The sequence below is a fragment of the Pseudomonas sp. Seg1 genome (assembly GCF_018326005.1).
Taxonomy (GTDB): domain Bacteria; phylum Pseudomonadota; class Gammaproteobacteria; order Pseudomonadales; family Pseudomonadaceae; genus Aquipseudomonas.
The window spans coordinates 337,420-351,740 of the sequence record NZ_AP021903.1 but is presented as its reverse complement, the minus strand read 5'-3'; the positions used below and the strand labels follow the sequence as shown (position 1 = coordinate 351,740).

General features: G+C 60.4%; 12 protein-coding genes. 6 read left to right on the top strand and 6 right to left on the bottom strand.

Annotation, left to right across the window (positions count from 1 at the left end):
* Positions 1–191 precede the first annotated feature (191 nt).
* The 3 genes from aguA to KI231_RS01475 all read right to left on the bottom strand — a co-directional run bounded on the left by aguA (position 192) and on the right by KI231_RS01475 (position 5,399).
* Positions 192–1,298, bottom strand: a complete 1,107-nt coding sequence (gene aguA / locus KI231_RS01485) for an agmatine deiminase (RefSeq protein ID WP_103304165.1) — start codon at positions 1,296–1,298, stop codon at positions 192–194.
* Between the two features lie 5 nt (positions 1,299–1,303).
* Positions 1,304–2,182, bottom strand: a complete 879-nt coding sequence (gene aguB, locus KI231_RS01480; RefSeq protein WP_103304164.1) for an N-carbamoylputrescine amidase — start codon at positions 2,180–2,182, stop codon at positions 1,304–1,306.
* 304 nt (positions 2,183–2,486) lie between these two features.
* Complete coding sequence (locus KI231_RS01475; protein WP_213027244.1) at positions 2,487–5,399, bottom strand: aminotransferase; 2,913 nt, start codon at positions 5,397–5,399, stop codon at positions 2,487–2,489.
* Between the two features lie 565 nt (positions 5,400–5,964).
* On the opposite strand from KI231_RS01475, the gene rfbC reads away from it, so the two are divergent.
* From rfbC to KI231_RS01455, 4 genes are all read left to right on the top strand, one after another.
* Positions 5,965–6,510 carry a dTDP-4-dehydrorhamnose 3,5-epimerase gene (rfbC, locus tag KI231_RS01470; RefSeq protein WP_213027243.1) on the top strand — a complete coding sequence of 182 codons (546 nt, stop codon included), beginning with the start codon at positions 5,965–5,967 and terminating at the stop codon, positions 6,508–6,510.
* A gap of 162 nt (positions 6,511–6,672) precedes the next feature.
* On the top strand, positions 6,673–8,481 hold the full coding sequence (locus KI231_RS01465) for a sensor histidine kinase (RefSeq protein WP_103304161.1): 1,809 nt from the start codon (positions 6,673–6,675) through the stop codon (positions 8,479–8,481).
* Positions 8,478–9,857, top strand: coding sequence for a sigma-54-dependent transcriptional regulator (locus tag KI231_RS01460; protein WP_103304160.1), 1,380 nt, complete (start codon positions 8,478–8,480; stop codon positions 9,855–9,857). Before KI231_RS01465 ends, KI231_RS01460 begins: the two co-directional genes overlap by 4 nt.
* Entirely contained in the window at positions 9,854–10,309 is a 456-nt protein-coding gene (locus KI231_RS01455; RefSeq protein WP_103304159.1) for a thioesterase domain-containing protein, read from the top strand. The genes KI231_RS01460 and KI231_RS01455 overlap by 4 nt, the downstream gene beginning before the upstream one ends.
* 197 nt (positions 10,310–10,506) lie before the next feature.
* Here the strand turns inward: KI231_RS01455 and cysQ are convergent, their stop codons facing one another.
* On the bottom strand, positions 10,507–11,334 hold the full coding sequence (cysQ, locus tag KI231_RS01450) for a 3'(2'),5'-bisphosphate nucleotidase CysQ (RefSeq protein ID WP_103304158.1): 828 nt from the start codon (positions 11,332–11,334) through the stop codon (positions 10,507–10,509).
* 7 nt (positions 11,335–11,341) lie between these two features.
* Positions 11,342–11,911: an ADP compounds hydrolase NudE gene (nudE, locus tag KI231_RS01445; protein WP_213027242.1), complete on the bottom strand. Its 570-nt coding sequence runs from the start codon at positions 11,909–11,911 to the stop codon at positions 11,342–11,344.
* A gap of 88 nt (positions 11,912–11,999) precedes the next feature.
* Here nudE and yrfG point away from each other — a divergent pair, with 88 nt between their 5' ends.
* Entirely contained in the window at positions 12,000–12,662 is a 663-nt protein-coding gene (gene yrfG / locus KI231_RS01440) for a GMP/IMP nucleotidase (protein ID WP_213027241.1), read from the top strand.
* A gap of 115 nt (positions 12,663–12,777) precedes the next feature.
* On the opposite strand, the gene lysM is transcribed toward yrfG, so the two are convergent.
* Positions 12,778–13,218, bottom strand: coding sequence for a peptidoglycan-binding protein LysM (gene lysM / locus KI231_RS01435; protein WP_016986405.1), 441 nt, complete (start codon positions 13,216–13,218; stop codon positions 12,778–12,780).
* 137 nt (positions 13,219–13,355) lie between these two features.
* Here lysM and KI231_RS01430 point away from each other — a divergent pair, with 137 nt between their 5' ends.
* Positions 13,356–14,243 carry a LysR family transcriptional regulator gene (locus KI231_RS01430; protein WP_213027240.1) on the top strand — a complete coding sequence of 296 codons (888 nt, stop codon included), beginning with the start codon at positions 13,356–13,358 and terminating at the stop codon, positions 14,241–14,243.
* The last annotated feature ends 78 nt before the right edge of the window (positions 14,244–14,321 follow it).

Sequence of the window (14,321 nt, the reverse complement as noted above, 5' to 3'; positions counted from 1 at the left end):
ACTGTTGAAGTTCTTTCCCCCTCCCTAGTGCGCCTGGACCGATACAAGAGCTATGCCAAGGTTTGCGATTTGTCGACAAGCGGATACAAAGAAGCCCGCCGTCCTTTCGGGCTGCGGGCCTCAGTTGATGCATAGCGAGCTAAACATTGCCCGGTTGATTTGTTAATCAACTCAAGCTGTTACGACTCAACTCACTCTTTGTGCGGTGCTGGCTGCTGTTGGGTAAGGCAGTGAATGTTGCCGCCACCCAGTAACAGTTCACGACCCGGCACCATCACCACTTCGTGTTGCGGGAACAGGTTCTGCAAAATTTCCCGAGCCGGTGCATCCATCGGATCGTCGAAGCTCGGCGCGATGATGCCGCCGTTGACGATCAGGAAGTTCACGTAAGAACCGGCCAGGCGCACGGACGGATTACGCTCCTGCGTACCGTCCACCGGATCAACACCGGCGCACTCTTCTTCGGTGGCGAACAGCGGCCCCGGAATCGGCATCTTGTGCACCGTGAATGGGCGACCCTTGGCGTCGGTGCTGCTTTCCAGCACTTTCATCGCGGCCTGGCAGCGTGGGTAGTTCGGATCCTGTGGATCATCGGTCCATGCCAGCAACACTTCGCCCGGACGCACGTAGCAGCAGAAGTTATCCACATGGCCGTCGGTTTCATCGTTGAACAAACCGTCCGGCAGCCAGATGATTTTATCCACAGCCAGATTGGCGCTGAGCACCGCTTCGATTTCTTCGCGGCCCAGGTGCGGGTTGCGATTGCGGTTCAGCAGGCATTCTTCGGTGGTGATCAGCGTGCCTTCGCCGTCGACGTGAATCGAGCCGCCCTCGAGCACAAAACCTTCGGTGCGATAACGCGGGCTGCGCTCGATCTCGAGGATCTTGCCGCCGACCTGCGAATCACGATTCCACGGCGAGTACAGACCGCCATCGAAGCCGCCCCAGGCATTGAAATCCCAGTTCACACCGCGTACTTCGCCGCTGTTGTTGATGACGAACGTCGGGCCGCTGTCGCGCACCCAGGCGTCATCGCTGGACATCTCGACCACGCGGATATTCGGCACGTCGAGACGAGCGCGGGCGTTTTCGTATTGCCCGGCGGACACGGCCACGGTCACCGGTTCGAAACGGGCGATGGCCTTGGCCACCGCCGCGTGGGCGGCTTGCGCCGGTTTGCCGCCAAGACGCCAGTTGTCCGGGCGCTCGGGCCAGATCATCCAAGTCTGAGTTTGGGGAGCCCACTCGGCCGGCATGTAGAAGCCGTCGGCACGTGGGGTACTTTTCAATGTGGTCATCGGGATCAGGACTCCAGGGAACCGTCGAGGGTTTTCAACGCGCCGTACAGGTTTGGCCGGCGGTCACGGAATGAACCCCACGCGCTGCGAATATGTTCCAGCTCGTCGAGGTTGAAAGTGTGCACAAGAATACCTTCTTCGGTTTTATTCAGCTCCTGCACTTTTTCACCGAACTGGTTGGCGATGAACGACGAGCCGTAGAACGTGATGTCGTAGCCGTCCTGTTCTTCGTTGCCGATGCGGTTGCTGGCGATCAACGGCATCAGGTTGGCGCCGGCGTGGCCCTGCTGCACGCGCTGCCAGTGATCGCGTGAGGAGATGGTCTTGTCGTGCGGCTCGCTGCCGATGGCTGTTGGATAGAACAGGATTTCCGCACCTTGCAACGCCATCGCCCGCGCTGCTTCCGGGAACCACTGATCCCAGCAGATGCCCACGCCGATCTTCGCGTAACGGGTGTTCCACACCTTGAAACCGGTGTCGCCTGGGTTGAAGTAGTACTTCTCGTGATAGCCCGGGCCGTCCGGGATGTGGCTTTTACGATAAATCCCGAGGTTGCTGCCGTCGGCATCGATGATTGCGATGCTGTTGAAACGCGCACGCCCGGCCAGTTCGTAGAAGCTGATCGGCAGCACCACTTGCAGCTCTTTGGCGATTTTCTGGAAATGCTTGATCGCGACGTTTTCTTCCACCGTCGTCGCCAGTTGCAGATAGTCCGGGTTCGGCTTCTGGCAGAAGTACGGCGCCTCGAACAGCTCCTGAATCAGGATGATCTGCGCGCCTTTGGCGGCAGCTTCACGCACCAGCCTTTCAGCGATTTCGAGGTTGGCTTCCAGATCCCAGGAACAGGCCATCTGAGTGGCGGCGACGGTAACGATACGGCTCATGAATCATCTCCGGGCAAGTGCTTTGACGGCCGAGGATTCGACCGAAAAGAAAAAACGCGCGCACCGGACAGCCATCGCCATGCCGGAGCAATGGCGACTTTATAGCCGATAAATATCGGCTTTAGAAGCGTGTAAAATGCCTTACGTCTAAATAATCCGAATAAATACCGATATAAATCTAACTAACAACCCAAAAAAATGTGGGAGCGAGCCTGCTCGCGTAGGCGGCGCGTCAGTCAACCTAATCAGTGACTGACATACCGCATTCGCGAGCAGGCTCGCTCCCACAGGGGATTTGCAGGGTTTACAGACCCTCGGTTAGAACGCGATCAAGCATGTCGACAAAGAAATCCACACTCTGGCGCGACGTCACCATCGGCGGTTTGATCTTGAGAATGTTCAGATCATCACCGGTCGGCTGCATGAAGATCCCCAGCTCGCGCAGGCGATCGCACAGCAACGCCGTCTCCTCGGTCGCCGGCTCCAGCGTCTGGCGATTGCGGATCAACTCAAGCCCGAGATAGAACCCTGAGCCGTGCACCGCCCCCACCAGCGGATGTTTATCGATCAGCGCCTCGAGCCGTGCCTTGAAATGGCCACCGACCACCTGCGCGTTTTCCCAGAGTTTTTCTTCTTCCATGACGTCCAATACCGCCATGCCGATCTGGCAGCTCACCGGACTGCCGCCCGCCGACGAGAAGAAGTAGCCTTCCGCCTCCAGCGCTTCGGCGATGTCCCGACGGGTGATGACCGCACCCAATGGCTGACCGTTGCCCATGCCTTTGGCCATGGTGATGATGTCCGGGACCACGCCCTGCTCTTCGAAACCCCAGAAGAAATGGCCCATGCGCCCGTAACCGACCTGCACTTCATCGGCAATACAGACGCCGCCCAGCGCGCGGACCTTCGCATACACCGCTTGCAGGTAACCCGGCGGCAGCGAGATACCACCGGCATTGCCGTACACCGGTTCGCATATAAACCCGGCCAGTTGGCGTTTCTGCTCGGCGATTTTCGCCAGATGATGCTCGACGCTGCGCACATATTCCGGCGCCGAATCGAGACCCCGGAATTCCCCGCGATAGATATTCGGCGCGGTCACCGGATGTACCCAGTCCGGGCGGCTTTCGAGGGCTTTGGGGTTGTCGGCAATCGACGTCGACACCGCATCGGCGCCAACTGTCCAGCCGTGATAGGCCTCCAGCACACTGATCATGTCGCGCCCGCCGCTGTAGGCCCACGCCAGACGGATCGCCAGGTCATTGGCCTCGCTGCCGCTGTTGACCAGAAACACCCGGTCCATGCCTTGCGGCGCAAGCTTCAGCAAGCGCTCGGAAAACTCGGCGACCGCCGCATAGTTGAACCGCGAGTTGGTGTTGAGCAGCGACCACTGACGGGCCGCGACCGCTGCCATGCGCGGGTGGCCGTGACCGAGCACCGCGACGTTGTTGAGCATGTCGAGATAGGAGCGGCCCTGCATGTCGATCAGGTGATTGCGCCAGCCACGTTCGATGCGCGGCGGGTCGACGTAGTAGTGTTTCTGCGTGCGGGCAAAACTGGCATCGCGGCGTTCAAGCAGGGTTTTCGCGTCCAGCTCCGGTTCGGCATCGCAGGCCAGTCCCAGCAACGCGGCGGGCGATGGGCACAGTGCTTGCCAGGCCGGGGCATGGGAAGGCGTGCAGAACAGCGGCGCGTTCAGTTGCGCACCTCGGCTCAACTGCACGATCAACGGCCCGCTGACCGCGCCCAGCACCTGACCTTTGACCAGCGCCGCGCCGCTGTGCAGTGAAGGCGTCACGCCCCACAGCCGCACACTGAGTTGCGGGCCATCGAGTTGCAGCACGCCGTCCGCCGTTTGATGCAACACACCGGCAAACGGCGCTTCGACCGCTGTGCCATCGGGTACGCGCAATTCAACGTGCAGCGGGAAGGTGTCCGGTTGCTCGGCGCTGTCGGGCCGGGTGCGCGACAAACGGTACTGACCATAACGGCTCGCCGCCAGGCCATGGGCCGCCGCCGCTTCCGTCAGCAGGCGCTGATCGATGCCTGCCTGCTCCCAATTGCCGGCCTCGAAATGCGGGCTCAGCACGCCAAGGTCGATCAGCGCAAACTCGCGCCCGACCAGACTCGGGAGTAACGGTGCAAAACCTTCGCCGTTGATCGCCGGCAAGCTCTGCCCCACCGCCGTCAGGATCGCCGCCTCCATCAGCGCCAGCGGCACCGATGTCGCGACGCGGAAGATTTCCCATTCGTGGGTGAGATTGTCGCGGCTATAGGCGTTGCCCGGGTCAATGCTGACCTGCTGCTCGCCACTGAGCACCAACACCGCCGCACGCGCGACGATCAATGGCCACAGCGCTTGGAGTTCTTCGCGTTGCAGCGGATTGACCGAGTGATAAGCCTGCACCGCCGGCAAAATCACCCAAGGATCACCGCCGGCGTGATGCAGCAATGCCGCGCAAGTCACTGACAGATCGGTGATCCGCCACGTGCGTATCAGATCGCCAAAATCGATGACGCCCTGCAATTGCCAGTGGCGCTGGGCGTCGCGCTGCCAGACCACGTTGTCATCGGTGATGTCCATGTGGATGGCCTGCACCGGCAGTTTGTCGAGCAAGGGTCGCAAGCGGCTTTCGGCCTGCTGGGCGGCATCGGCAATCAGCGCGCGTTGCCGTTCATCCTTGATCACCGGCAGCAAATGGCTGATCAATGCACTGGCATGGCGTGCGTCCCACTGCAACGTGCGCTCAAGGCCCGGATGGTCAAACCCGGCCAGCGCCAGATCCATCTCGCCACAGAGCCGACCAAACCCGGCCACCACGGTATTGCCCAAATGATCGAGGTGGGTCAGCGACTGGCCTTCGATGTAATCCAGCAGCCGCACATGCACCGTTTCGCCACCGACCTCCAGTGACAGCAGGTCCTCGCCGTTATTGGCCGCAATCACCCGTGGCACATTGACGTTAGAATGTTCGGCAAGATATTTCAGCCCGGCGTGCTGGGCCTGCAACTCAACGAGGGCGTAATCGCCACGGCAGATCTTCAGCACAAAGCGCCCGCGCGCACTGTCGACACGAAAATTCAGATCCTGCTGACTGCCAAGGGCCTGCAACGTGCCACTGAGCCCGTAATGCTCCGCCAGCCATTGCAGCGCCTGCTCTTCACAAATTTGCGGACTGGGCAAACTGGCGCGATGAATCAACGTGGCGAGCGGCATGAAACGACCCCTGAAATTTTATTAGGCGCCTATATCGCCATTGCTTCCGGCGAGACGCAACCCCTTGTACCGACTATCGATCTAATCAAGGGCGCAACGCTGCACCGAGAGCACTCCGGGTAACTTTTCCCACAACATTTTCAGATTGTGTTTGAAGGCTTCACTGTTCAACCTGAGACGCTTGAATGTCATCAGCCAGAAACCATTATCGACTAGAAACCATTACCGAAATGTCCCGCAGCGCTTCGCCTGCGTATGTCCCGAACGGAACAGGCTATCGATTGTCGAACGACGACCCCCTCTGCCTGCCCTGACATGGTTTCCATGTGACAGATACATCAAAACCGCTAAAAAGGCTGGTAAAGAGTGGAGACTCGTCTTGCCGCAGGACGTGGCAGAGAGAGGCCTGCGCTACCATGTTGAATATCAAGAAGGCCAGACCTATGAAGAACAACGTTGGTATTGGGGTGAAGTCGAATGAGTATCCCGTCGCGGTTCTCACTCGCACTAACCAATACTTTGCGCAAGAATGTCAGCAATCCACACCTAACACTGGACAATCCTCATGAATGTAATCACCACCGATCTGCCCGGTGTTCTGATCATCGAACCCAAGGTGTTTGGTGACGAGCGCGGTTTCTTCTACGAGAGTTTCAACGCCAAGGGGTTCCAGCAAGCGACCGGTCTGGATACACAGTTCGTCCAGGACAACCATTCGCGTTCGCAAAAAGGTGTGTTGCGTGGTCTGCATTACCAGCTTGAAAACACCCAAGGCAAACTGGTCCGCGTGACCGCCGGTGAAGTGTTGGATGTGGCCGTGGACATCCGCCGCAGCTCGCCGCACTTCGGTAAGTGGGTAGCAGTGCGCCTGTCAGCTGACAACCATCGTCAGCTGTGGATCCCGGAAGGTTTTGCCCATGGTTTTGTGGTACTGAGCGAGTTCGCTGAATTCCTCTACAAGACCACCAACTACTACGACCCTTCGTCCGAGCGCAGTATTCGCTGGGACGACCCTGCTCTGGGTATCGACTGGCAGTTGGACGAAGCGCCGACGCTGTCGGCCAAGGATCAGGCAGCAGCCCTGCTCAAGGACGCTGAAGTCTTCGCCTGAGCCCAGCCGAGCGGCGATCTGGCAAGGCAAAAACAGGCGAATAAGCGGAGTTCAGGGGCCTAAACGAGCATTACGAGCCTGTTTTTAACGCGGCATGATCGACGCGCAGGCAGTTCGTAGGGAGCAAGGGCATAATGCGCCTGTCCCCACAGGCGCACGCTCATGAAACCATCTCTCCCCCGCAGACCTCGCTGGCGCAGCCTCGCCCTGCTGGCCCTGTGTCTGGCGCCGCTACTGTGGCCGCTGGAACATCTGGCCGAGCGCTATTACCGCAGCGAACTGGCCGGTCAGAACCGCCAGACGCTCGACTTGTATGTCGCCAACCTGCTGGGCACCCTGCACCGCTATGAAGTACTGCCGCAAATCCTCGGCGACCTGCCAGCCCTGCGCGCGGTACTGGGGGCACCGGACGATGGTGTCACCCAAGGCAATGCCAATCGCCTGCTGAAAAACATCAGTGCGCAGACCGGCGCTGAAGTGATGTACCTGATGGACACCAACGGCCAAACGCTGGCGGCGTCGAACTGGGACAAACACGACAGTTTCGTCGGCCGCAATTTCTCGTTCCGGCCGTATTTCAGCGAAGCCATGGCCGGACGCCTCGGACGATTCTTCGGTCTTGGCACAACGTCTGCCAAGCGTGGTTATTTCTTCGCCGCCGCCGTGCGCAATGGCGAAAAGATCATTGGCGTGCTGGTGATCAAGGTCGATCTCGACCACACCGAAAGCCTCTGGGGCAAAACCCCGGAACAACTGCTGGTGACCGACCATAACGGCGTGGTCATCCTCACCTCGCGTCCGGAATGGCGCTTCCGCTCGACGCGTGTCTTGAGTGACGCCGAGCGAGCGGCGATCACTGCGATCCAGCCTTACCCGACCCGCGAACCACGCCCACTCAATCTCAGCCCCGATGCCTGGCTCACCCAGACCCACGACATCGCCGAAACCGGCTGGAGCGTCAGCATCCTTGCCCCGCGCACGCTGATCGACCGGCCGGTGCGCACCGTCGTAGCCATCGGCGGCGCCACGCTGTTGGTGGTGATGCTGTTGCTCGGTCTGATGATGCAGCGCCGCCGTCACTATCTGGAACGCATCGCCTTCGAAGCCAAGGCGCGACGGGAGCTGGAAGGTCGGGTCGCCGAACGCACCAGCGACCTCGAAGGCCTCAACCGCCGCTTGAAACAGGAAGTGCTGGAGCGCGAACAAGCCCAACAGGAACTGGTACGCGCCCAGGATGATCTGGTGCAGGCCGGCAAACTTTCAGCACTGGGCACGATGTCGGCGAGTATCAGCCACGAACTCAATCAGCCACTGGCAGCGATCCGCAGCTATGCGGAAAACGCCGAAGTGCTGCTCGATCATCAGCGCACCGATGACGCGCGCGGCAACCTCAAACTGATCAGCGAACTGACCGGGCGCATGGCCTCGATCATTGCGCATCTGCGCGCCTTCGCCCGCCGCGATCGCCACGCCCCGGAAAGCGTCGCCCTGCAACCGGCGCTGGACGATGCGCTGGCACTGCTGGCGAAACGTCGCCGCAGCATGGAGGTCGAACTGATCCGTGATCTGCCCGCCGCCACCCTGTGGGTCGAGGCCGGCGAAACCCGTTTGCGCCAGGTGCTCGGCAACCTGCTGGCCAACGCCCTCGACGCCCTCACCGAAAAAGGCCCGCCGCGTAAATTGTGGCTGAGTGCCGAATCCACCGCCGAGGGCGTCAATCTGTACATTCGCGACAATGGCCCGGGATTCTGCATGGAAGCTCTTGGCCGCGCCAGCGAACCTTTCTACACCACCAAGACCCGCACGCAGGGCCTTGGTCTAGGGCTGGCCATTTGTGAAACGCTGATGCGCGCCTTCGGTGGTGAACTGTCGTTCGCCAACCACAAACAGGGCGGCGCCTTGATTACCCTGCGGCTGCGCGCCGGTGCGCCCGGGGTCAGCCTGCAACCGTCCGAGGATCGAAGTGCATGACCATCGACAATCGCATTCAGGTAGTGTTGATCGACGACGATCCGCACCTGCGTCAGGCCCTCGGCCAGACCCTGGATCTGGCCGGCCTGAAAATTCTTCAGTTGTCCGAAGCCAGAGGCCTCGCCGCGCAACTGGAGCGTGACTGGCCCGGCGTGGTGGTCAGTGACATTCGCATGCCGGGCATGGACGGTCTGGAATTGTTGAGCGAATTGCACGCTCAGGACCCTGAACTGCCAGTGCTGCTGATCACCGGCCACGGCGATGTGCCGCTGGCCGTGCAGGCGATGCGCGCTGGTGCCTACGACTTCCTCGAAAAACCCTTCGCCAGCGACGCCCTGCTCGACAGCGTGCGCCGCGCCTTGGCCCTGCGCCGCCTGGTGCTGGACAACCGCAGCCTGCGTCTGGCCCTCAGTGATCGCAACGAATTGAGCGCGCGATTGGTCGGCCATTCGACGCCGATGCTGCGCTTGCGCGAGCAGATCGGCGCACTGGCAGCGACCAAGGCTGACGTGCTGATCCTTGGCGAAACCGGCGCCGGCAAAGAAGTGGTCGCCCGCGCACTGCATGATTTGTCGAGCCGCCGTAACGGTCCGTTCGTGGCGATCAACGCCGGCGCGCTGGCCGAATCGGTGGTGGAAAGCGAGCTGTTCGGGCATGAGCCGGGCGCATTCACCGGTGCGCAAAAACGCCGGATCGGCAAGTTTGAATTCGCCAATGGCGGCACGCTGTTCCTTGATGAAATCGAAAGCATGAGCATGGACGTGCAAGTGAAGTTGCTGCGCATGCTTCAGGAGCGCGTCGTCGAACGCCTGGGCGGCAATCAACTGATCCCGCTGGACATCCGCGTGATCGCCGCGACCAAGGAAGATTTGCGTCAAGCCGCCGATCAGGGCCGTTTCCGCGCCGACCTGTATTACCGTCTCAATGTCGCACCGCTGCGCATTCCACCGCTGCGCGAGCGTGGCGAAGATGCGCTGGTGCTGTTCCAGCACTACGCCGATGAAGCCAGCGCCCGTCACGGTTTGCCGCCCCACGAGTTGCAACCGGCACAACGCGCTTTGCTCCTGCGCCACACATGGCCGGGCAACGTCCGCGAATTGCAAAACGCCGCCGAGCGTTTCGCCCTCGGCCTGGAACTGGCGCTGGACAACAGTGGATCCGACGGCGTCGCTACCGTGGAAGTCATCGGCGGCGGGCTCAGCGAGCAAGTGGAAAACTTCGAGAAGTCGTTGATTGCCGCCGAACTGGCGCGCTCGCACAGCTCCGTGCGCAGCCTCGCCGAAGCCCTGGGCATTCCGCGCAAGACCTTGCACGACAAACTGCGCAAGCATGGTCTCAACTTCGGCGACAGCAGCCATGGGGAAGAGAACGAATGACCGATCACAGACAATATCTGGAGTCCGTTCTCCATCACGACATCCCGTTGACCCGGGACATGGGCCTGAAAGTGCTCGACTGGCGTGAGCAGCAGTTGAGTCTGCACCTGCCGCTGGATCCCAACGTCAATCACAAGAGCACCATGTTCGGCGGCAGCCTCTACTGCGGCGCGGTGCTGGCCGGTTGGGGCTGGTTGCATTTGCGCTTGAAGGAAGAAGGGATCGAGGACGGGCACATCGTCATTCAGGAGGGGCAGATCAGCTATCCGCTGCCGGTGACGGGGGATGCCACGGCGATTTGCCCGGCGCCGGATGCAGCGATGTGGCAGAAGTTTCTGGCGATGTATCGGCGATATGGGCGGGCGCGGCTGACACTGAATACGCGGATTGTTAATGCGCGCAGTGATGAGGATGCGGTGAGGTTCAGCGGGCAGTACGTGCTGCATCGGTAAAGCCCAAGAGCCCCTCTCCGGGGGGAGAGGGGACTGACCGAAGGGTCTTGCGGCAGACATCGACCTGAAAGATCGGCGGCGGTTATGGATTCAGCACAGCTCGCTCAAGTCGGTGTATCCCTCCAATATCCCCCAATCGGCCCCCTCTCCCTCCGGGAGAGGGCTGGGGTGAGGGTCTGGCGTCAGGATCAGGCCACTTACCCCCGGGCCAACTCCAACAATCTCGCCCGCCACGCAGCCTTCGCCGGCAGCGCCAGAAAGAACTCGTTGCGCAGTGATTCCCGCGCCGGATAACAGAACGCATTACCGCGCAAATCCAACACTTCACCGCCCGCGCCTTCCAGCACACCCTGCGCCGCCGCCGTGTCCCACTGCGACGTCGGCGCCAGTCGCGGATAGCAATCCGCCGCGCCCTCAGCCACCAGACAAAACTTCAACGAACTGCCGATATTCGCCAATTGCAGCTCACCCAGATTCGCACTCAATCCGGCCAGCAGGCGTTCCTGCTCGGGACTGGAATGTCGACGGCTGGCGACCACAGTGAACGCTTCACCTGGCCCAGGCACGTCACGCACTTGAATCGAAACCGGCGTGCCACCCTTATCGCAACGCCAGGCACCGAGCCCGCTACCACCGACATAGAAGCGACCATTAGTCGGCATCGACACCACGCCAAACACCACCCGACCGTGTTCGATCAGCGCGATATTGACGGTGAATTCTTCGCTGCCGCTGATGAACTCCTTGGTGCCATCCAGCGGATCCACCAGCCACCAGCGCTGCCAACCGGCCCGCACGCCTTGCGGGATATTGGCGTCCTCTTCGGACAGGATCGGAATGCTCGGATCGAGCGCTGTCAGTCCGGCGACGATCAGGTGGTGCGCCGCCAGATCGGCGGCGGTCACCGGCGAGTCATCGGACTTGGCCGTGACTTCAACGCCTGAGCGCCAGAACGGCAAAATCGCTTCGCCCGCGCGCAATGCCAGCTCAACTACCGGGGCCATCAACGGGTTGGGGAAATTCATCAAGTGCTCACTCATAACTGAAAACACCGCGCTGACTCAGCAGATCACGGGTCAAATAAAGGGCCGCCAATGCGCGACCTTCGGAAAACTGCGGATTCTGCGCCAGCGCCGACAACTCGCGCAGACTGACCTTGTCGACGCGCATCGGCTCGGGCTCGTCGCCCTCCAGACGTTCCTCATAAAGATCAGTGGCCAGTACCACTTGAATCTTCTGGCTCATGTAGCCGGGTGACAACGACAGCTCGGTCAGATGCTCCAGTTGCCGCGCGCCGAAACCGGCTTCTTCCTTGAGCTCACGCTCGGCCGCCGCCAGCACATCCTCACCCGGCTCGATCAGGCCTTTGGGCAAGGACATTTCGTATTCGTCAGTGCCGCCGCAGTACTCCTCGACCAACACTGCATGCTCGGCATCGAGCATCGCCACGATCATCACCGCGCCGTAGCCCGCACCTTTACCGACCAGACGCTCGTAGGTGCGCTCGACGCCATTGGAAAAACGCAGCTTCAGTTCTTCGACGCAAAACAGGCGACTGGTGGCGACGATCTCGCGGGCGAGTACGGTGGGTTTCTGGCGCATGCAAAGCTCCTTGGCGTGAACGCGCTACTATAACGCGGCTTTCCCGATTGTTTATGTCGGATATCTTTCTACCGTTCGAGACGTTGCCATGCCTTCATTACCTTGGTCCGACATCGATACCGTTCTGCTGGACATGGACGGCACGCTGCTGGATCTGCACTTCGACAACCATTTCTGGCTGGAACACCTGCCCCAGCGCTACGCCGAGCTGCACGGGGTAAGCCGGGCAATGGCGGAAATGGAGTTGCAGCCGCTGTTCGAGCGCCATGCCGGGCAATTGCAGTGGTACTGCCTGGACTTCTGGACCACGGAGTTGAAGCTGTCGGTGCGCGAACTGAAGCAGGAAACCGCGCACCTGATCGCCTTGCGCCCGGATGCGGATACGTTTCTGGAGGCACTCAAACGAGCCGGCAAACGGGTGATCATGATCACCAACGCGCACCGTGATTCGTTGTCGTTGAAGCTGGAGCGGATTGAACTGGCGCCCTATTTCGAGCGTTTGATCAGCTCTCACGATTACGGCTTCCCGAAGGAGAACCCGCAATTCTGGGATGCCCTGCAAGCGGATATCCGCTTTGATCCGGCACGCAGCCTGTTTATCGACGACACTCTGCCGATCTTGCGCATTGCGCGGGATTTCGGTGTGGCGCATTTGCTCGCGGTCAAAGAACCGGACAGCCGCAAAGGCCCGAAAGACACGGCCGAATTTTCCGCGGTCGAGGATTACCGCGACCTCATCTGCAACCTATGAAAATCCATTGTGGCGAGGGGATTTATCCCCGATCGGCTGCACAGCAGTCGAAAAAAAACAGGGGCCGCGACGCAGCCCATCGGGGATAAATCCCCTCGCCACAGGATCTTGCGGGTTACTCAGGAATACGCAGCGTCTGCCCCGGATAGATCTTGTTCACATCCTTGAGCATTGGCTTGTTGGCATCGAAGATCTTTTGATACTTGTTGGCATCACCGTACACACGCAGCGAAATCGCGCTGAGGGTATCGCCCGATTTGACCACAACAAATTGTGCGGCAGTCACAACCGGCCCGCTCACGGTGATCTGGTCATCAACACTGCCAACCCCGGCAATGTTGCCCACCGCCAGCAGAATCTTCTCTTTCTCTTCCTGGCTCGCCACCTCACCGGTGACCGTCACCTTGTCGCCGTCCACTGTCGCCTGAACATTCGGATTGCCCAGTCCGACCTTGCTGATGTGTTCCTTCAACTGCTCGCTGGCATTGGCATTGCCCGGGGTCAGCAGATCGATCAGCTTTTCACCGGCTTCTTTCACAAAACTCAAAAGACTCATAGCGCACACTCCTTGATTTGGGTTCCAGACGTCCAAGCCTAGACCACGCCAGACAAACCCGGTTCCAAGCCGACCAATGACCCTGCCACCCCCAAGCGGTAGAATCGCCTACCCCGCCAACACCCTCCGGAGCGAAGATGGACATCAAGCAGCTGAAATTCCTCATCGCCCTCGACGAAACCCGCCACTTTGGCCAGGCCGCCGCGCGGTGTCACATCACCCAGCCAACGTTATCGATGCGCTTGCGCAGCCTCGAAGAAGAACTCGACCTGCCACTGGTCAACCGTGGCCAGCGTTTCGAAGGCTTCACCGCACCGGGCGAGCGTGTGCTGGCGTGGGCGCGGTCGGTGATGGCGGCTTATGACGGGTTGCACGCCGAGGCGGCGGCGTGTCGCGGCAACCTCATCGGCACACTGCGGCTTGGGGTGGTGCCGCTGTCGAGTTTCGATCCGTTACCGCTGATGCAACGCCTGTATGCCGCGCATCCGAACCTGCGCTTTGAAATGTCGGCGTTGAGCTCCGAGCAGATCCTCGAACACCTGGCGAACAACCGCATCGACTTGGGCGTTTCCTATCTCGATCGTCTCGACAACGAGCGCTTCGAATCATTGGCCTTCAGCGAAACGCGCATGGGTCTGCTCTACGATCAGCGCTCTTTCACCTTCGGCGAGGCGCCGTTGAGTTGGCAATCGCTGATCGAACTGCCGCTGGGCATGCTCACCAGTGGCATGCACTTTCGCCAGTCCATCGACCACAACTTCCACAGCCGGGGTCTGACCCCGCAGCCATTGCTGCAAACCGATGCTGTCCATCAATTGTTACAAGCCGTGCATGGAGGCTTTTGCTGCGCGATCATGCCACTGGACGGCGGCCTCGAAAAACTCACCGATCACCTGCGCCTGCAGCCCATCGAAAACGCGCAAACCCTTGCGCCATTGGGGCTGATCATGCGCCGGGGCGCGCCGCGTTCAGCGCTGGCCGAGGCCTGTTTCGCCCTGTATCAAAAATCGCCAGGCGACTCTTGATCGACGGCATCTATCGGTAGATCAACATTAGCGATTAGACGCGACATCTTGCCGCGCCTAGTCTTAACGTTGATCAAA